We start from the raw sequence: 20,109 nt of genomic DNA, 5'->3' as shown, positions 1-20,109 counted from the left end.
CTACGCCCCCTTTATTTATTTTCCCGTTCCAATTTTAAAGCACTAATTATAGATTTCCCTAACAATTTTCCAACCAGTGGTGGAACAGCGTTGCCAATCTGTCGCCTTATGTCCCCTTTATTTCCGATAAATTTAAATTCATTATTAAACGTCTGTAGTAAAGCTGCTTCTCTGGCAGTAATGGGTCTATTTTTAAATGGATGTGCAAATCTCCCTCTTGTAAAATTATCAAAACCTCCTGTTATTGTTGGTGCTGGTTTATTTACGGACATTCGCCCATATACATCTGGCCAACCTGTTTTTTTCTTATGACAACTCAACTGCAATCTTCTCGGTATACACTTTCTTCCACTTCCTTGTGGAACATAGCTTATTCGCTCAATATTTATATCTGTTACTTTTGGTAAAGTATGATTAGGGTAATTAGGATGCTCTGCCCCATCTCCTAACGGTTCCTCAATTCCTTTTAGCACTTCGCCAACGGTAACCCAACTACTTGAGTGAGTTTCCTTTGGAAATACATAGTTGCAATTCAAATCTCTTCTCACACCAACTATTATTGTCCTTTTTCTTGTTTGTGGAACACCATAATTTGCACAGTTAATTTCAAATACATTAATTTCATAAGTATCTTGTAACCCTTTTTGTAAGAGCTCAAGATATGTCCTTCCTCGTTTTTTCTTAAAGGTGTCAACATTCTCCATAAGAAAAAACATTGGCTCAATACCCTGAACTAATCGAATATATTTGACAACAAGCCTATTCCTCTTATCTCCGTTTTCTCCATTCTTTTTTTGTCTGGAAAATCCTTGACAAGGCGGGCCTCCTGACAAGAGTGTTAATTCACCTTTCTTTATACCTACTCTGTCTAGAATCTCTTTAGCACTAATTTTGTTTACATCTTCGACAGATGCGTTTGATGATATATTATGTTTAAAAGTCTCAATTGCCATTGAATCATTATCAAATGCCCAGAGAATCTTGAACCCCGATTGTTTCAAACCTAGAGCTAGTCCTCCAGCTCCGCAAAAAGTTTCTATACAAGTAAATTTCACTAAAAAAACCTGCCAGTCGCTTAAATATCATCCTGCTATTTTATTCATATTTGCTATCTTAAATCTAACATAATTTAATAGCTTAGTCTTTCATTCCTGTTACCTTTGCTCTAATAAGATTTATAATTTGTTTCCAAGCCTTATTACTGCTCGCTTAATGTTTGCATTTTTATAGTGCTTCAATTTGTGAATTGCTATTTCTCTAAATTCATTTAATACTTCTTTGTCCCAATGCCCGCTTTTATTAACGAGTCCTTCCAGCAACCCTTTTATATAATATTCAATATTCTCCATAGAAGTCTGATTAATTGGATCAAGAATTAGTGTGGATATGGACCATCCATCAGGACGAGCTATCTCTAAAATGTATTTCTGTTTTACTCCAATACTTACTTGAACTATAGCACACGTCCGCCGAACGCCGTTTGAGCAAATGGAAAAACGACGCCCAGGTGGTAACGGAACCACACTCATGTGTACTTTAACTTGGTACATCTCTGCCAACATTTTTATTACATGAAAGAATTCCTCCAATCCAATACCTTCCGAAGTAGGGATCGCCTGCATGCTAGAAAACTCAATTGGAGGCGTATCTCCACCAAAAATGGAATCCTCAGTACTAACGATCTGATTAGAACCAACTAGTTTTCCTCCTCTTCCTGGAATCAGACTATCTCCACCTGTATTTACTGATTGTACGTCTTTTCGATCTACTTCAATTTTTGGCTTTTGAACAAATCCAAAAACCGTTGCAGGCAACTCCATAACATCTTGATGAACGTCTTCTTTGGCGTTTTCACTTTTAGGATTTAATTCATAATCATTATCTTTAGACTTGTTGGTAGGAATAATCTTCTTGTCACCAGCGACAGACACTTGTTTTTTTAAAGCAGGATGACTGTACACAATTTTTCTTAAGGGGACCTGCATGTTCGAAATCCCCAACACCTCTAGGACCAAAACTTGGTTTTTACTCCTGATACAACGAACCGTTAACTCACACGGTCCAACAGGGGGGAGATTTATATCAAGCGGTATTCCGTACTGAAATTGATCTAACGGATGTTTCCCGCCCTTTGCTACGGCCTTCCGAAAAAGACTGCTGTAAACTGAATCCCAGGAACCCCGAGCACCTTGTACGGTCAGTACCCAGGCCAGATGAAGTACCTCATTTGGCCGTGCCAATTTTTCAGGAAGACGTCGATTGAAACCAATAAATAGCGTGCCATTTCGAGCTACAACATTGTCCACAAGTAAATCAATTCCATGAGGCTGCAGCAACAGGTACGCAAGAGTTCGGTTTTTGACAAATAAGCACCGAATCCATTCCATTACCGGAATGAAGTATTCAATGCTATTGATGGTATATTTCACAACACGCTGCAACCCTAGTTCTGGTCTCTTTTGAAAAAACATTAGACTGCTCGGCAAATCGAAACCTATAACCACCTGACCTTGGCGTAAATCAGGCAGTTGAATGGTTTCCGGGTGCCCTTTTGCTAGGGTAGCAGAGTGAAAGACCCCATCCCTATACATTTGTCCTAACCTTAGAACAGGAAAAGTGCCCCAAGGGTACGAAACCATCTGTATGCTCCCATCTTGTTTCCGGAAGGCAACCTGAATCCTCCACTTTCCGCTTGTGTCCGTAAAGGGAGAACCAAACCAGCATAATTCGACAACTTCTTGGGATGAAAAAGGCCAAGGCCGTAACTTCAATGTAGCCAATTTGAATTCACCTCAGAGTTATATAAAACACCAAATGTCGATAACGCTACATGCTTTACAATTTCATTTCGAATGCGTTCGGAATAAACTGATTGTAATCCAGCTAACTTTTCAATTTGCCAGGCTTTTATAGGGAATACATGCGAGAGTTGTTGAGCTGCCCAACGAACTCGTCGAACTTGAAAGTCCTCAGTAGTCTCTTCGTATGACTGAAAAATCTGCATGGTGACAGGGAGCTTATCTCGATGTTGCAGCAATAGACTCATTTTCCCGAGCCGCTTAGCTACCGTCGTCAGGCGAATGCGGATTGGCTTAGAAGAACTGTTTTCCAGAAGTTGTTTACATGCAACTTCCACCAACACACTTAACTCTAAATCTCGCATTTCCCAATTGACACGCTGCTTACCAACTTTGGATTGAATAGCAGAAGGTTGTTTCCCCTCTGTACTTTTGCTCATAAAACCAATTGGCTCTACGACATCTTTGGTCACATCGACCGCTTCCCGTTTCTCTTCAGACAGTCTGGCATACTTTATGACGGTATGAGTGTCTACCCCCAACGTTCGGGCAATCATTCGGAACGAATATCCTTTTGCCAGCAATTCATCGAGTTTCGTTTGCCATATAGGTCCAAACTTTTTGATTCGTCCTATGGTGTACCGATCCTCCGGTCTAGTATCAGGGCCGCGCCTCGAGTAAACAAAACCGCACTCGCATCGAAACGTACCAACGGGTTTTCCTGTACTTGAACATCTCGTTGTATGGCAGTTAGTGATTATTAGGTGCCCGTAATGATCAGCAGCTTTGTTAAGACAAGGGAAAGGATCGATCCCAAACGGGTGATATTTCACTGATGTCTCCACATATAAAAAATCTTGAATAGAGCCATACAGAAACCGAATGAGTAGCAGTTGGCGCACAGGGTTAATCGTTCTACGTTCCTTCCGAGTTGCAGAAGATAACCAGGAGTGATCTCCAGGAGGAGCGCTATCCATAATCTCTAGCAACTCAAGACCGTAATAATCTAGGAAGTGATCAGTTAAACTCTGTTGTCTAATTCTCCCCGTAGGGGTTGCAAATCCACGTTTTGCAAGCTGTCTCAGAAATATTGATTTGCTCCGAAAGAGATTAGGAAAATGTGAGCTATTTAATACGCTTTGTACATCATTTGCAATTTCATGTAAGAAATGAATTGTCTTGTCAGTCAACTCGCTAGGGAGAATCGTTGCAGTCTTTACAAACTCCCGACTAATAGGAAGCATTGTTAACCCGTGGCGATCAGTGATCGGCGAGAGCAATTGGCAAAGTATTGCATGATGGGTAGGACAAGTTAATACACCCGGCGCTTGATGTATGCGGTGCCAATATGGCTCTCCAAATAGCCTAATGTCTTCTTCATAACATACAGGACAAAAACTAAAATGATTTGGCTGGGGACCATTTCCTGCACTTAAGCCTACAAAAGCATGGATTCCCTCACCAGTTTCTTCTCTCATCATTTGTTTCAGTTTGCTAGCTCTTGATTCGTCCATGAAGGGACTATACAGAGGATAAAGCGTATGATCACGAATCCAATCCTCAACACTTAACTGTAATTGAGGTATACGGGAACAAAAAGCATCCAGGTGACTGGGCAATGTCATATTAGGAATTACCGTTGAGAGTCCAAACAGCTCCTGAAAAGTCCACTTTGGACTGCTGTTCCCGCTCCTGGAATGAAAACGGGCACATACACTATACAACGTTTCGTCAGGATAGGGGGTAGGGAAAAACGTTAGCATTTTCTTGACCTCATGCCAGAAACTCCAGAGCATCCTTGATGTATCCAGCTTTCTTTAAAGCTTCATAAGGAGGGACTTTCGGCTTTTCACCTTGCGAAATTATCAACCTCAGATCATCTACTTCGGTAGGCAGTGTCCGAACTTTCTTTTTGCGGTCGGCTATCTTGGAATCCTTTTGTTGAAGATTTCTCATCGCTGATTTCAGTACCTCTTGATGTAAATCCACTTCGTCCAGGTGATCGATATGTTCCTTTACCACATAGCTGGCAGCTTCATTTGCCACTTCCATCTCAAATCCTGATTCTACGAGCCAGCTGCTCAGTTTGTTAATCGTTTCTTTCTCAACATCATATCCAAGCTCTTGGCGAATTACTTCCATCTGTTCCTCTTTACGTTTCTCAGCAACCAGTCGTTCTAGATAGTCATCTATGGTGACACCAGAGTAGATGTCTCCATACTTTTGGATTTTGTCTTTCTTTCCTGAACGAAGGGCTTCAAGTGCCGGGCGAACTAACCCCAGTCTTTCTTTCGCTACGGAACGGATAAAGGACGATGTAATGTGATCAATTCCTTTGTCCAAAGCCCGCCATTGTGTAAGCATGAATAGCTTGATGGCTATGTCTGTAATCCCCTGTGATTCCTCATACATGACATCGTTGAACTCTTGGGAGAGCTCGATTCTGTTATTGGTCCATTGATACTTCCACAACCCTTGAAGCAACCAATCCCATTCCTCGTCCTTTTTTAAATGATGCCAAATAGCGTCCCCCTGGCCACTGGAACGACGAGCATTTCTAAACTCACCGTTCAGTACCGGCATTGCCTTATAAGTACCGACTACCACAACCGGAAGTCCGATTGTATTCACCAGTTGCACAAAGAAATTCAACATTTGGGAAGCACGGTCATCTTTGGATTCCTGCAAATTTTGAATCTCATCAATGACAAGAACTCCCAAGCAATGAACAGCTGCTGCTTGTGCCATAATGGGAAGCAACTCGTCAGTTGATTTCGTTGCATTCTTTTTGTAATATTTCGCTCCCACCAAACTATCCAGCGCGATGAGAAAATTAAGACATAACCCACGAATAGAACCGTCATGCGGACAATCCATCTTTAACCATACTATTTGATACAATGGCAGGTCTTTGCCTTTGTACCGATGGTGCACAATTACTTGGGGATACATTTGCAATACACGAAGCAAAGTACTGGACTTACCGATCCCTGAAATGCCTACCAAGGCAAAACCAGAGGACGTTGGAGTATTAACCGGATAACTACTTGTAGCCCCCTTCATAAGTAATTCGTAGGTATCCTTGCGAGCACGAAAAGCATAGTTTGGGGTTAATGGATTCCGACCGACATATCCGTCTCGAATAAGCCGAGACAAGCTCTGCTCCAGCTCAAGATGTTTGGACAACGGTTGGAAGAAATCCCTGGATATTCGCTGTACACAGTGCATACGAAGATGAACTGGCAACTCTCGTTCTGACGATTTATAGAGGGGCCGGGAAGCCATTTTCTGCACAACTGATTTTTCGTCCCAAATTGGAGGAAGAGACTCAATCAATGGATTATCCCTGTAGTCATCAAGTAAAGGATCGAGATACTCCGCCTCAACAAAAGTTCCCTGACTAATATGAAATAGGGGTGATTCCAACTCGTTCAATCCCCATCACCTTCTTCCATCAGATATTCACGTATTTTTGCCAGCTTGTCTGAAGTCGAACCTTCTGCAGACATAGGAACCAATTTTGCCTTAGCACCGCTTAAATTCTTATCAGTTTGTCCTAATTGGAATGCTTCCGAAACACGATGTGCCTCTTTTTCTATCTTCCGGTTCTGTTTTATCCCCTTAATTCGCTCGCGCTTCGATGTATTAGTTTTCTTCAATGCGTCGTTTGTTTTAATCTCTGCCTGTTGGACAATTGTTTGAGTGAATGCTTCCAACTCAGACAAAGGCTGTAAACGGATCGTTTCCTGATCTCTTACCTGCTGTCTCTCTAATGCAAGAAGATCATCTATCTCTTCAAATCGTTTGTCTCGATAGCGTTCTTCCCGTTCAAGCAAGGTGCATACTTCAAAGCTGTTTCCTTTATCCAACCAAAGATAGATATGATTAGCCGTTCTGGGGTCATAACTTACTTTGACTCTCCAGCTTCTTCCTGTCCGCGCTTGAATAAACCACTGTTCTTTTAGCGCAAGTTCACAGCTGTAATACATCCCCTTAAATTGAATTCCAAGCCCTGTAACGGTGGCTTCTCCCTGATATAGAAGATTCAGCTTTACAATTTCCTCAGGCATTTTTCGTAAACGGCCTGTCCGATTTTTGATCCCCCACATCCACAATTCACGTGGTATAGGAGAGACATCCTCTGCAATCATAAACTCGCTTCTGTCATACCAACTCATATAGTGATGATTATTGTGGTAGATGACGTATTTTATGATGATCTGAGTGAACTCCCGCAGGGTTAGTTTAGCATCTAGCCGATAATCCCGATCTCCCCGTTCGCGCATGCGCTCTTTAACGGCACCCGGCACAAAATGTATGGTACGCAGGTTCAACAAACGAAATTGCTGCTCTACAATTCCCTTCCAATCTGCTCTGTAGGGAGCAGTATTTTCAACATCTACGCCAAGAACGTCAATAAGGTTGTTCGGTTTATGCCCCTCAAGTTCACCACGGTCAGCCGTCAACTTTTGTGGAAGATGACTGCAGATCCATTCTTCAGGATCGATCTCAATTCCATACTCGGAACAAAAGCGTACTTTATCCTCAGTGGTATTGGCTAAAGCCATCATAGCTCCGAGCCAACTTGGTCCTTCCAAGCCGATATATATACCGGTTATCAAACGACTAAAAACATCAATCACCACATAAATCACGGGTCTACCGATAATCCATTCTCGGCGATATTCACTGACCAAATATACATCGGCAATGGTGGCATCAATTTGATAACGTGACCCAGGCCCAAACGACTCAAGAGTTGAACTGCCCAAAACAGGGCGTGAATTCTGGTTAAACTTGTTCTTCCCATATCGTTTGATCAAGCTTTCCTGTAGATCAGACTCTTTTCTAAACCAGTATTTAAACTGAGTAAATGTCGGTAATCGATCAGGAGGTAATAAAATAGGAATCTTATTTGCCCCGTCATATCTGTAACCACTGGTAAAGAACTTCTGTATAGTGAGTTGGTATGCTCGTTTCAGAGGAGCTTTATCTTTCGTGTTATAGAAAAGTTGAATTCCTGACCGAAACAATTGCCGAATCTCTTCATCAGCATTGATTCCAGCATATTGATCATCATATTTCCGTGGCCGACCGCGTTTTACCTCACCCGATTTCCGTTCCTCACCGCTACCTCCGCAGTTTTCGTAAAAAGGAAGTAGGGCGTTTTTCAGCTTCCCCCCTTGCCAGTACCGGCGCAAATAACGGTAAATCGTGCTTTTATGTAGTCCTGTACGTACTACTGCTTCTTGAATCATTGCGCCACGCAATCTGGAATCATAACAATCAGGCTCTTCCAATACAATGAGTCGAATGGCATCCCAAGCCTTATCACGAATCTCAAGGCTCTTGGGTGCAATTTTTCCGTCCATAATCAGAGGAATCCTATTATCAACCCAAACAATGGGTTTACACTTTTTAGTTTGAATTCCTGAGACCATTTCCGATAATGTCTTACTTTGAGGAAAGGCTTTCTCATCCTCAAGGACAATAGTAATTACCTTATCGCAAACAGGATTGATCCAGAGAATTCGCTCAACGTATGTCATTTGTAGTTCATCTGCGGACCATTCAAGCACAGCATTTTCTATAAGTCCGTCCATTAAGATCCTCCTTGCTCCCGAAGGGTCTCATTCGTGTTCACAATCTGAAGGTGGTTAACCGGAAGGCTTGGATTGATTTTTACATTCATATCAACAACCCAATACTTACGTGCTAACAAATGCTTGAAATACGCTAGGGCCGTCCCCACCGGAAATCCTAACTTTTCATCACAAAATGTTGCAGCCTTTGCCAAGGATTCGCCTTGCTGTAAGTTTTCATAAAGAAGTCCCTCCAAATTAGATTTCACAAAAGCCGAAAAATGAATCAAATCTTCATTGTCATAATCCTTGTGGAACCACTCGATATTCCGAGCAACAACTTTAGGGATATCACGGTCAGTAACAATCTTCCATTCAACGTACCTCTCCTGCCAGTAACGTTTTTCAATCTCCAACTTATCAATTGTGCGTGTAGATCCTAAAAGACCAGCGGGTTTTATCGCGAGTGCCATTAGCTTGTTTTTGTACGTCACCAAGAAATCTGTAGTCATTACAACAGGCTCACTGGTATGAGGATCAGTTGGATGCTTTACACCCATTTTGTCTGCAATCGCCAAAGTCTCTTCAAGAGGGAGAAGGGGATACTGTTCCCGAATATCAGTGACATCATCAGCAAAGTCGAGAATGTAGAAAAAATCACGCTCCAAATCAGACATAAGATGATGCATTCTACCGGTAGTCCAGCCCTTCATCCGTGTAGCTCTTCCTTCCGAAGGGACATCCTGAATATAAAGCCAAGGCAAATAATCCATTCCTTCTCCTTGGCCCCGACCTTCTTTTAGGCGTTTTTGAATGGTTGAACTTGTAAAGTCACGTTTTCGTTTGGCCATCTTTTTTCTCCCTAGTTCATTTGTAGGGTATGAATGTGTTCTTATTTATTTATCAATTATGAACTCAAACTCCTCAGCTATATACTCCGGTAGGAACACCTGAACCTTATCAAAAATATCTTTGATTTCCTTGCGTTTTTCATCACTCATTGGCACGTAGAATCTCGTGTTGTATCCACTAGCCCAAAGTTCAATATGCCGTATTGCTGTATCACGGATTTCTTTTTCCTCCGTAGCACATGCACGTAATAAAAATAGAATGCTGTCGGCCTTACTGAGCTTCGTAAATAAAAAGAGAATGTTTTTCTTCACGTGAGGCCTTTCATCATTTTCGAAGATCTTCCAAAGCAATTCGGTCTGGCGCAGGTCAACAATACCCGCCAGTATTTGTCTCGCTTCTCGAGACACGCTTCGTTTGTCCGATTGTAATGAGCTGATAAAAACCTCGGTGTTATCTTCCGGATTAAGCATTCCTAGCGCTTTGATTGCCGACCTATGCATCCGAGCATTGTCATGGAATAAAAATGGAGTTATCCACTGTGCATCTGTCTTTTCGCCAGTTTCACCCAATCCAACAATCGCAGCCTGTATCAATCGCTTATCTGTCTCTTTGAGTTTTTCCCGGTAAAAGGAAGGGAAGTCCAATTGCAGATCTTTTAGATAATACCTGGCCATTTCTCGAATTGTTTTATTCTGATCCAGGAGAGCAGCACGCAGTTCTACGATAGACTGTTCGGGAAAACGATCAATAAACGCTTGTAATGCTAATTGCCGAATAGGAGGAAAAACGTCACTTCCGATTCGTTTTAGCCATGGATTTAAACACTCGTTTGAGTCATTTCTGCAAATATGTTTAGCCATTTGTAGCCTTATCAAGGCATCTGATTGACGAAATGCTTCGGATATCACTGACTCCCGATCAATATCGGGAAATTTGATCGCTATTTCAAAACAAAATCGTCTAACAATCGGGTCTTTTGAGTGAAAACCGCTTAACAGCACATTCCGATTTTGGGGATGACCAAACATCTCATAAATTTCATCTACTAAGTCTGAGAACTTTTCTCGGGTGTAGTATTCGGACAGATGTTTTATCAGATATATGGCATCAAGAAATTGCTTTACATAGTCTGAATGTAATTTCTGTTTAATAGCCTTGAAAGACAGGAATCGAATTTTGGGTTGCCAATCATTCAAGCGAAGAAACAAAAAGGGAATATCTGCTCCTGAAGCCTGTTTTGACAACACTTCAATGGCCGCTTCTCTTACATACCCATTGCGATGGAAGCTGCAAATCCCAATAAAACTTACATCGGAATCATCTCGAATATGATAAGCTCTGATACTTTCAGGTAACAATTGATGCCATGCCGCCAATTTGTCACTGTATTGGTAAGGGGTCAACCTACGTATATATTGATCCAAGCCAATCAAGTCTTGCTTCCGATGGCTAGAGATAATTTGGTGTATAGCATCACGCGCTGTCTTTCGTATTGTTTGATTCTTATCTAAAGCAAACGGTAATAAAAACGTCAATGTAAACATACTTCCGGAATTAGCTAGCGTCTGTAAGATTTCTATTTTACGTGTGTTTGTATTTTTGAAAACATCGAAGAACGTGGTTTTTTTATATAGTTCATCGATTAAATGATGTTCCTCTTTTGAAATGCCTTTCATCAGGCTACACACCCCTTTTTGTAAAAGAAAAAGAGCTACCCAGCACAGGTAGCTCTTTTAACAGACCGTTTTCTAAGTTGTAGGATCATGATGGGACTATCTTAAAGCACCCATTCCAAGTATTAGCAGTTATCTCCAGTCTAATACTTTATTATCCAGTCTACAACTTTATTATTCAGTCTAATACTATATTATTTAGTCTAATACTTTATTATCTCTGGACAACTTGCTATATTAGCCCTATCTCCCCTACTCCACCGTAACACTCTTCGCCAAATTCCGTGGTTTATCCACGTCCAGGCCGCGAGAGATCGAAGCGTAGTAAGCGAGCAATTGCAATGGAATGACGGTCAGAATCGGTGCGAGCATTGGCAGCGTGGCTGGCAGGTAGATGACTTCGTCCACACTCTTTGCCAGGTCTTGGTCGCCTTCGGTTGCGAAGCCCAGGACATGGGCGCCGCGCGCCTTGACTTCCACGATGTTGCTCACCATTTTTTCGTAGATGTCTGGTTGTGTAGCCAATGCGACGACTGGTACGTTATCTTCAATCAGCGCAAGAGTACCGTGCTTCAGTTCGCCAGCCGGGTACGCCTCGGAGTGGATGTAGGAGATTTCCTTGAGCTTCAGGGAGCCTTCCAGCGATACCGCGTAGTCCAGGCTGCGGCCGATGAAGAACAGGCTGTTTACCCCTTTTGTGCTCTCTGCAAAATGGCGCACTTGCTCGGCGTCTTCGAGCATCGATGCGATTTTGCCAGGAATGGTTTCCAGATGCTCCACTACGCTTGCTACCTCGGCCGCTTCCAGCGTGCCTTTTACCTGCGCCAGATACAGGCTGAACAGGTACAGGGCTACCACTTGGGAAGTGTACGCTTTGGTAGAAGCTACGGCTACTTCAGGACCAGCCCAGGTGAAGATCACTTCGTCCGCCTCGCGCGCGACAGAGCTGCCTACTACGTTCGTGATGGCCATGACCTTCACGTTGCTCTTCTTCGCTTCGCGGAGCGCAGCCAGCGTATCTGCTGTCTCACCGGATTGGCTGATGACGATCATCAACGTTTTGTCCGTGTAGATCGGGTCGCGGTAACGGAACTCGGAAGCTACAGCTACCTCTACCGGTACACGGGTCCATTTTTCGATGACGTCTTTGCCGACCAGACCTGCGTGCATGGAAGTACCGCAAGCGACAATGTAGATTCGGTCGTACATTGCCAGCTCGGCATCGCTCATTTTCAGCTCAGGCAAAATGACGCGTTTGTTCTCGTGGTCAATGCGTGCGCCCATCGTGTCGCGGACTGCTTGAGGCTGCTCATGAATTTCTTTCAGCATGAAAGAATCATAGCCGCCTTTTTCCGCTTGCACCAAATCCCACTCGACATGGAACAGATCCCGCTCGATTTTTTCTCCGCTCTCTGCGTCCATCAGTTCCACGCCGTCGCGAGTCAAAACAGCCATTTCGCCTTCGTTCAAAATGTATACGTCGCGTGTATGCTCCAAAATAGCCGGGATATCCGAGCCGATGAAGCTCTCGCCCTGACCTACGCCGACCACAAGCGGGCTAGCCAAACGAATCGCTACCAGCTTATCTGGCTCATGCTCGGTCATGATTCCCAACGCATAGGCACCACGCATACGCTGTACAGCTCGACGCGCTGTAGACACGATATCTCCGTCGTACATGTCAGCCAGCAAGTGAGCGATGACCTCGGTATCTGTCTCGGAAGTGAACGTGTAGCCTTTTGCAAGCAGCTCTTCCTTCAACGGCAGGAAGTTCTCGATGATCCCGTTGTGAACGACAGCAAAAGACGTTTTTGCGTCAGTATGCGGATGGGAGTTTTCGTCAGACGGTTTTCCGTGCGTCGCCCAACGTGTATGCCCGATTCCCATGCAGCCGGAAAGCGGCTTCGACTCCAAACGATCTTCCAGCACTGCAAGGCGTCCCTGCGCCTTTTCCAACTCCAGGCCGTTGTCATTCACTACCGCGATGCCAGCAGAGTCATAACCGCGATACTCCAGCTTGCGCAGACCTCCGATAACGATCTCTTGCGCTTGTTTATCTCCAATATATCCAACGATTCCGCACATAAGTGTATGATCCCCTTCCAAAATTGACGGGGACACAACCCAAAACCAATGGTACGGGGGAGTGCCCCCGCCATTCCATGTTTTATGATCTATATTTTTGTACTAATCCGTGGCTTGAAACGTATCACACGCAAAGTTTTGTCCATCAGATCACCCTGATGCTTTGTCCTTGCGTTCTGCGGCAGTGATACTGCTGCCGGGAGGTACCCGCCGAAATCTTCGATAAACCTCCACCTCGTCCACTGGGCTCCATGTCGGGCAGCCACAGTGCTGGCGCTTTACGACTGTTGGTTTCTTGCTTTCCCTCAAAAATGTGTCTGTTCAATCTCCTCCCAATTTTTGCAATTGGTGCTCCGGCGCACATGAACACTGTACCACAGATCGAACGAAGCGACAATATCTTCGTCATTTACATGTATGCAAAAGGGAGTGGCATCGCACCACTCCCTCCGAACATTTTTTATACCAGTTCCTGTTTGACCACGTCTACGATCCGGTGTACAAGCCCTTCCAGCTGAGCAGCATCCGGGCCTTCTGCCATCACGCGTACAATCGGCTCTGTACCGGACGGACGAACCAGCACACGGCCGTTGCCTGCCAGCTCTTCTTCCACCTCGCGGATCGCCTGCTCGATCGCTACGTTGCCGTTCAACTTCGACTTGTCCTCTACACGGACATTGATCAAAAGCTGCGGATACTTGACCATCACCTGTTTCAGCTCGGACAAAGGCTTGCCCGATTCCTTGATGATGTTCAACAGCTGCAAGCCTGTCAAAAGGCCGTCACCTGTCGTATTGTAATCCAGGAAGACGATGTGGCCGGACTGTTCTCCACCGAGGTTGTAGCCGCCGCGCAGCATCTCTTCCACCACGTAGCGGTCGCCTACAGCCGTTTTGGTTGTATGAATGGAGCACTCCTCCATCCCTTTGAAAAAGCCCATGTTGGCCATAACAGTTGTGACAACAGTATTGTTGTTGAGCTTTCCTTTTGCTTTCAACGCACGTGCGCAAACCGCCATGATGTAATCGCCATCGATGATTTCGCCTGTCTCGTCGACCGCGATACAGCGGTCCGCATCGCCGTCAAAAGAAAGTCCCAGGTCAGCTTTATGCTTCAGCACTTCCTCCTGAAGTCGCTCAGGATGGGTAGAGCCGCATTGTTCGTTGATATTGACTCCGTTCGGGTTGGCCCCGATGGTGATCACTTCTGCGTCCACGTCTGCAAACAAACGGGCTGCCAGCGACGACACCGCTCCATTGGCACAGTCCAAAACGACCTTCAAACCGTCGAAACGCTCGGATACGGTACTTTTCAGGTGAGAGAGATACTTTTGTCCACCTTCAAGAAATTCCAATACCGTGCCGATCTGTTCTCCTACTGGTCTTGGCAAAGTGTCCTCTGCGGCGTCCAGATACTGTTCCACTTCGGCTTCTACGTCGTCGGACAGTTTGAAACCGTTGCTGCCGAAGAACTTGATTCCGTTATCCGGAAACGGATTGTGGGAGGCGGAAATCATGACACCCGCATCCGCACCCAATGCACGCGTGAGATACGCAACACCCGAGGTGGAGATGACACCCAATCTGACCACTTCTGCTCCAACCGAAAGCAAGCCAGCCAAAAGCGCGTTTTCCAGCATTTGTCCGGAAATGCGCGTGTCGCGCCCAATCACCACTTTTGGTTTGCCTTCCTGCTTGTGTCTGGTGAGAACGTAGCCGCCAACGCGACCGATTTTAAATGCCAGTTCGGGTGTCAATTGTGTATTGGCTACACCACGCACACCGTCTGTTCCGAAATACTTCCCCATGTTTGTCCCTCATTTCCTTCCTTGTGCACACAACAGCTTATGTCTACCTTTGTTTGTTCGTGATTTCGATTGTGACCTTTTTCGGTGCGCTCGCAGAAGTCTTGATATAATCCGGCTGATTGAAAATATAATTCAGAGGCACCTCGTACACACCAGCCGGCATATTGCTGACGTCTGCCACGACCTGCAAGTCTTCGTGTCTCAATTGATCCAGCACTTGGGCTGCACCTATTACATCAAAGTCAATTGTAGACAGCTCCTGACCATCGGTGGACAACACCCTGGCTTGCATAGTCTCTGACAACCCGCTGATGCGAATCGGGATTTTCTCCAAACGCTTGGTTGTGGACGGAACTACTTTCAACGATACCTTGAGATACTCCGGCTCTACCTTCACGATGTTATCCGCTAACGGTATCTTTAGCTCCAAAAGACGATCTGATGTAATGTTGCTAAGATCGATTTCCGGTCCTGAGTAGGTGTTCGCCTTCATGGCGTCGATGACCTCTTTCGGACCAAAAACGGTCACTTCATCCACATTCATATCCATACTAGCCAAACTATAGCCATTCGGCATTTCATTCGTCAAGTTTAATTTGATCGGCACTTTCACAAAAGGACTGGTGACCGGGATGTTTACCTCAACCGTCAGCGGAATGACATCCGCCCCTTGAATCACATTTCCTGACTTGTCCACGACTTTCAGTGGGACTGTAGTCTTAATCGCGGAAGTGGCCCCTTCCAGATCGACGGACGCCTTGACTGCCGCCACTTTGTCTACCTGGCTTTCCGGAACTCTGACAAGCGCCCTGAACGGCTTGACGATCGGTTCACCCGCGGTATAGCCGGGAGCTACTTGTCCCAGTTTTTCCACGGTAACTTCCCGTTCCACTGTCTTCTTCTCTTCCAGCGTAATTTCCACGATGTTCGGAATGATGCCCACTTTCACTTCATCCGGAAACCCTTTGTACTGGACAGGAACCCTGTGAGTCCCTTTTCCCAAATTGGTCGCATCGACGTATACTTCCATCGAATCAGCCGGGAAAAAGTTATGGCGGTAAAACGGGTTGTTGCTTTCCAAAGCGACTTTTACCGTTCGCTGCTGCTTGACGACCTGGAAACGATCCGTATCGTACTTGACATGCAAGGTCACGCCGTCGATAAAGACGGGCTGGCTCGCTTCCGGAGTCGGGGTCTGCTCTGTTTCCAGATTGACGACCATCCACATCATGACAGCCAAAAGCAGCGCTACGGCCCGTGCAAACCAATGACTGTTCAACCATTTATCCATGTTTTCGCCTCCATTGCCAACGACTGCCAATGGACTTGCCCTTTGACAGAGGCTGGAGCTGTTCGGTCAGCATCTCTGCCAGTTGCGCCTCCGTCAGATTTCGGTTCATCGCGCCATGCGCGGCAAAAGACACTTGTCCCGTCTCTTCCGAAACGATAATGGACATGCCATCCGAAACCTCGCTCACGCCGATTGCGGCGCGGTGACGAGTCCCCAACTCCTTGGAGATGGAGTTGTTCTCGGACAACGGAAGGTAACAGGCAGCAGCCAAAATGACGTCCTTGCGCATGATCACGGCTCCGTCATGCAATGGCGTATTCGGAATAAAAATATTGATCAAAAGCTCCGAGCTCACCCGCCCGTTGATGGCGATGCCCGTCTCTACATAGTCGTTCAGACCTGTCTCGCGTTCAATGACGATCAATGCCCCAATCCGCCGTTTTGCCATGTAGGTAACCGATTTGCACACTTCCTGCACCACGCGGTTTACCATATCGTCATCTTGCAGGCTGCTCGAACGCGAAAAGAGCTTGCCTCGCCCGAGCTGCTCCAGCGCACGCCGCAGTTCCGGCTGAAAGATAATGACCACAGCCAATACCCCGAAAGTAAACGCCTGGGACATCAGCCAGTGAAGCGTCGTCAGCTGGAAGTATTTGCTGAGAAGCCAGGTGATGACGATGACCATGATCCCCTTCAGCAATTGTACCGCGCGTGTTCCGCGGATGAGCATAATGATTTTATAGATCACGTATGTAACGAGTAAAATATCCGTTCCATACCGCAGTAAATCCCCATAATCCATCGATATCATAACGAAGCCCCCATATCTCGCTCCATCTAAATAAGGTCAGCCTGTCTCCTGCGGAAAAAGCACGGCTCCACTGCCGTGCTGTTGATAGCTGTACTCTCTATTTTCTCTTATGGCAAGATCGGAAGCAAGTCATTTCCAATATTTTTCACCTCATACCAAATCCAATCGAAAATAGCTTCTATAGATTCAGTGTTTCCCACCACCTGAGCGGTAGATGCCACGAACACTTTGCCTTCGATGGCTACGACATTTCCTTTGACGTGTCCTTGAACGTCTACATTGCCGTTGCGCACGACCAAATCACCGTCGATGCTCGTTCCAGCCGGCACCACGACGACGTTGCGTTGCCGATCTATTTTCAACTTATCCATGTTCGCGGAGGATACCTGTAGCGTGTTGTCCCGATCGAACCAGTTCGCGCACAAGCTGCCCGTCATGAGGAACAGAAATACTGCTGCCGCGGTCAAAAACGGGTGATTGCGCAGCCAGCTGGAAAAAAGGTTGGCTTTGGTCGGCGCAGGTAATTGCGCGAGTACGCGTGCAGTAAAATCAGGAGAAACATGAATATGTGAAGCGCTCTGTACAAAAGCGATGGCCCGCTGCAGCTCGTGCATATGCTGGCGGCAGCTCGCACATGACCTTATATGTGCTTGCAAATGCTGATTGGCTAATTCATCAGTGTCCCCATCCAAATATTCGTGAATGAGAATTATCATTTCCCGGCATTCCATCGTGATTTTCTCCTTTCTCACATCAATCGCAACTTGCTTCGCAACGCTTCCCGTCCTCGGTGAATGCGCGTTTTAATCGTCGTAATGGGAAGTTTTACGATATCGCTGATCTCTTGCAACGACAAGTCCTCGATGTAGCGCAAGATCATAATCGAGCGATATTTGGGCTGCAAATGAGACAGGGCATCCTGTACTGTCTCCTGCAACTCCTGCGTCACGACTTTGTCTTCTGGTGTTTTTTCACTAGAAGACAGGCGCGAATACCAGTCCATTCCCTGTCCTGGTTCGGTTTCTTCATCCAATGAAAAGTCAGGTCGTTTTTTACGGCCGCGGTCGATACATAGATTGGTTGCGATCCGGTAGATCCATGTGGAGAACTTGTAGCTGTCATCGTACGAATGCAGGTTGGCATACACGCGCAAAAAGGTTTCTTGCGCGATGTCCTCCGCATCCTGACGGTTCCCTACCATACGATATGCAAGCTGAAAAATCTTGTCTTTATAAATCTCGATCAACTCCGCAAATGCTTCGCGGTCTCCACGCTTCGCCCGCTGAGTCAACCGTTTCTCTACAAAATCCATGCGATCCTCCCCACAATACCGTAATCCTATATACGGATGATACTGCAAATGGTTTCGTTCCAAATACGCGTTTGTGCAGGTAATTTGTTGGGAATTAGAGGAATAAGGCTACTGCCTACCTCTATATATTAGTGATGATAACTCTTTCATCCCTCCGATGGAAAGGAGAGTGGGACGTATGTCAAAACAAGACGTTCTCCTCCAGATCGAGCAGTTGCGCAAAGAACTGAATGATCAGTACAAGAAGCAGGCATCCATCACTCCTGAATTAGTCGCCCTAAGCGTGCAACTTGATCACCTATTAAACGAACTACATCTCCATCCTTAGAATGTACTTCTTTCTTCCACCAATGTAAAGATGCGTAAAAAGCAAAAAGAGAGGCGATTGCAGCCTCTCTTCTTGCTTTTTACCCCTTCATTTTACAGCAATTTATCTCCGAATACAGAGCTCATCAACGCAACGGCAACCCGTGCCGTCATGTTTTCGCGATCAAGGATCGGATTTACTTCCACAAACTCGGCGGAACACAGAATGTCGGCATCAGCCAGCATCTCAAGGGACACATGGCCTTCACGATAGGAAATGCCGCCAATCACCGGCGTTCCTACCCCTGGTGCATCATGCGGATCGAGTCCATCCAAATCCAGACTCAAGTGTACGCCATCTGTGTTTTTGGACACATGGGCAATCGCTTCATCCATCACGCGAGCCATACCCAACTTGTCGATCTCGTGCATCGTGAACACTTTCATGCCGATGCGCTTGATCAAATCGCGTTCCCCTTGATCCAGATCGCGCGCTCCGATGATCACCACATTTTCCGGCTTCAGCTTAGGTGCAAAGCCGCCGATGTTCGTCAGGCGCTGATGTCCGAAGCCAAGGCTTGCTGCCAGCGGCATTCCGTGAATGTTGCCGGATGGAGATGTCTCCCCGGTGTTCAAGTCTCCGTGAGCATCAAACCAGATGACCCCGAGATTTTTCACGTGTTTTGCCACACCAGCGATCGTACCAAGAGCGATGCTGTGATCGCCGCCCAGCACGAGCGGAAAACGGCCAGCGGTCATGATATCGCTTACAACATCAGCAAGCTTTTCATTTGCTTCTACAACTTCATCCAGATATTTATGATTTTCCGTTTCCGTAAAGTGGTGTGGACGGGTGACAAAAATATCTCCGCGATCCTCGATGTGAAAGCCCATTTTCTCCAGACGAGCTACTACACCTGCATAGCGGATTGCGCTAGGCCCCATATCTACTCCACGGCGGTCTGCCCCCAGATCCATCGGTACGCCAACAATACTCATGTTCTTGTTCATTATAAATGCCCCCAATTCCTTCGATCGTTGTTGCTTCACCCCTATATTGTAGCCTCCGATGGCGAAATGACTCAACTCGACAGGATTTTGCATAAATAACCCGTTTGTCATGTTATTGTCAAAAATGTCCCCTTTTGGGAACACAAAAAAACGAGCAACCGAATCGGCCACTCGCTTTACACAAAACATATGGAGCGGGTGATGGGAATCGAACCCACGCGACCAGCTTGGAAGGCTGGAGTTCTACCATTGAACTACACCCGCACAACTTTATGGAAAACATGCAAAACCCTGCAAAAATGAAGGGTAAAAATGGTCGGGAAGACAGGATTCGAACCTGCGACCCCTTGGTCCCAAGCCAAGTACTCTACCAAGCTGAGCTACTTCCCGATTATAAGGTGAAAATGGCGTGCCCTGAGAGATTCGAACTCCCGACCTTTTGATTCGTAGTCAAACGCTCTATCCAGCTGAGCTAAGGGCACATATTTTTTTACCAGTAAAAACTGGTGAGCCATGAAGGACTCGAACCTTCGACCCTCTGATTAAAAGTCAGATGCTCTACCAACTGAGCTAATGGCTCG

General features: G+C 45.8%; 15 protein-coding genes and 4 tRNA genes. 1 reads left to right on the top strand and 18 read right to left on the bottom strand.

Annotated features, from left to right (window positions below; all coding sequences use genetic code 11):
- Positions 1-11: 11 nt before the first annotated feature.
- The 13 genes from HP435_RS01840 to sigW all read right to left on the bottom strand — a co-directional run bounded on the left by HP435_RS01840 (position 12) and on the right by sigW (position 18,211).
- A complete protein-coding gene (locus tag HP435_RS01840; protein WP_173599687.1) occupies positions 12-1,055 on the bottom strand; it encodes a DNA cytosine methyltransferase in 1,044 nt (347 codons plus the stop codon).
- Between the two features lie 120 nt (positions 1,056-1,175).
- Positions 1,176-2,639, bottom strand: coding sequence for a Tn7-like element transposition protein TnsE (locus HP435_RS01835; RefSeq protein WP_173599686.1), 1,464 nt, complete (start codon positions 2,637-2,639; stop codon positions 1,176-1,178).
- 128 nt (positions 2,640-2,767) lie between these two features.
- A complete protein-coding gene (locus HP435_RS01830; RefSeq protein WP_173599685.1) occupies positions 2,768-4,561 on the bottom strand; it encodes a TnsD family Tn7-like transposition protein in 1,794 nt (597 codons plus the stop codon).
- Positions 4,562-4,571: 10 nt separating this feature from the next.
- Complete coding sequence (locus tag HP435_RS01825; protein ID WP_229049791.1) at positions 4,572-6,233, bottom strand: ATP-binding protein; 1,662 nt, start codon at positions 6,231-6,233, stop codon at positions 4,572-4,574.
- The gene (locus HP435_RS01820; RefSeq protein WP_173599684.1) at positions 6,230-8,401 is read right to left on the bottom strand and encodes a Mu transposase C-terminal domain-containing protein; all 2,172 of its coding nucleotides are present in this window, start codon (positions 8,399-8,401) and stop codon (positions 6,230-6,232) included. Before HP435_RS01820 ends, HP435_RS01825 begins: the two co-directional genes overlap by 4 nt.
- Positions 8,401-9,231 (bottom strand): TnsA endonuclease N-terminal domain-containing protein, encoded by an 831-nt coding sequence (locus HP435_RS01815; protein ID WP_173599683.1) that lies wholly within the window; start codon positions 9,229-9,231, stop codon positions 8,401-8,403. Before HP435_RS01815 ends, HP435_RS01820 begins: the two co-directional genes overlap by 1 nt.
- Positions 9,232-9,276: 45 nt before the next feature.
- Positions 9,277-10,908 (bottom strand): HEAT repeat domain-containing protein, encoded by a 1,632-nt coding sequence (locus HP435_RS01810; RefSeq protein ID WP_173599682.1) that lies wholly within the window; start codon positions 10,906-10,908, stop codon positions 9,277-9,279.
- A gap of 249 nt (positions 10,909-11,157) precedes the next feature.
- Positions 11,158-12,990, bottom strand: a complete 1,833-nt coding sequence (gene glmS, locus HP435_RS01805) for a glutamine--fructose-6-phosphate transaminase (isomerizing) (protein WP_173599681.1) — start codon at positions 12,988-12,990, stop codon at positions 11,158-11,160.
- Between the two features lie 460 nt (positions 12,991-13,450).
- On the bottom strand, positions 13,451-14,797 hold the full coding sequence (gene glmM / locus HP435_RS01800) for a phosphoglucosamine mutase (protein WP_122962142.1): 1,347 nt from the start codon (positions 14,795-14,797) through the stop codon (positions 13,451-13,453).
- Between the two features lie 43 nt (positions 14,798-14,840).
- On the bottom strand, positions 14,841-16,088 hold the full coding sequence (locus tag HP435_RS01795; protein WP_173597875.1) for a CdaR family protein: 1,248 nt from the start codon (positions 16,086-16,088) through the stop codon (positions 14,841-14,843).
- Positions 16,081-16,899, bottom strand: a complete 819-nt coding sequence (gene cdaA, locus HP435_RS01790; protein ID WP_007780837.1) for a diadenylate cyclase CdaA — start codon at positions 16,897-16,899, stop codon at positions 16,081-16,083. The genes HP435_RS01795 and cdaA overlap by 8 nt, the downstream gene beginning before the upstream one ends.
- Positions 16,900-17,006: 107 nt before the next feature.
- Positions 17,007-17,630, bottom strand: a complete 624-nt coding sequence (locus tag HP435_RS01785) for a zf-HC2 domain-containing protein (RefSeq protein ID WP_122962140.1) — start codon at positions 17,628-17,630, stop codon at positions 17,007-17,009.
- A gap of 17 nt (positions 17,631-17,647) precedes the next feature.
- The gene (gene sigW, locus HP435_RS01780) at positions 17,648-18,211 is read right to left on the bottom strand and encodes an RNA polymerase sigma factor SigW (RefSeq protein WP_063229047.1); all 564 of its coding nucleotides are present in this window, start codon (positions 18,209-18,211) and stop codon (positions 17,648-17,650) included.
- Between the two features lie 178 nt (positions 18,212-18,389).
- On the opposite strand from sigW, the gene HP435_RS01775 reads away from it, so the two are divergent.
- The gene (locus HP435_RS01775; RefSeq protein WP_063229046.1) at positions 18,390-18,539 is read left to right on the top strand and encodes an aspartyl-phosphate phosphatase Spo0E family protein; all 150 of its coding nucleotides are present in this window, start codon (positions 18,390-18,392) and stop codon (positions 18,537-18,539) included.
- 92 nt (positions 18,540-18,631) lie between these two features.
- Here the strand turns inward: HP435_RS01775 and rocF are convergent, their stop codons facing one another.
- The 5 genes from rocF to HP435_RS01750 form a co-directional block, all read right to left on the bottom strand.
- Positions 18,632-19,528, bottom strand: a complete 897-nt coding sequence (rocF, locus tag HP435_RS01770) for an arginase (protein WP_063229045.1) — start codon at positions 19,526-19,528, stop codon at positions 18,632-18,634.
- A gap of 190 nt (positions 19,529-19,718) precedes the next feature.
- Positions 19,719-19,792, bottom strand: a tRNA-Gly gene (locus HP435_RS01765).
- Between the two features lie 49 nt (positions 19,793-19,841).
- Positions 19,842-19,918: transfer RNA gene (locus tag HP435_RS01760), tRNA-Pro, on the bottom strand.
- A 15-nt stretch (positions 19,919-19,933) separates the two neighbouring features.
- Positions 19,934-20,010: transfer RNA gene (locus tag HP435_RS01755), tRNA-Arg, on the bottom strand.
- Positions 20,011-20,032: 22 nt separating this feature from the next.
- A tRNA-Lys gene (locus HP435_RS01750) sits at positions 20,033-20,108 on the bottom strand.
- Between the last annotated feature and the right edge of the window lies 1 nt (position 20,109).

It is taken from the genome of Brevibacillus sp. HD3.3A (assembly GCF_013284375.2).
GTDB classification, from domain to species: Bacteria; Bacillota; Bacilli; order Brevibacillales; family Brevibacillaceae; genus Brevibacillus; species Brevibacillus parabrevis.
Note: the sequence above shows the minus strand (reverse complement) of the source record. Positions and strands in the feature narration are given on the sequence as shown.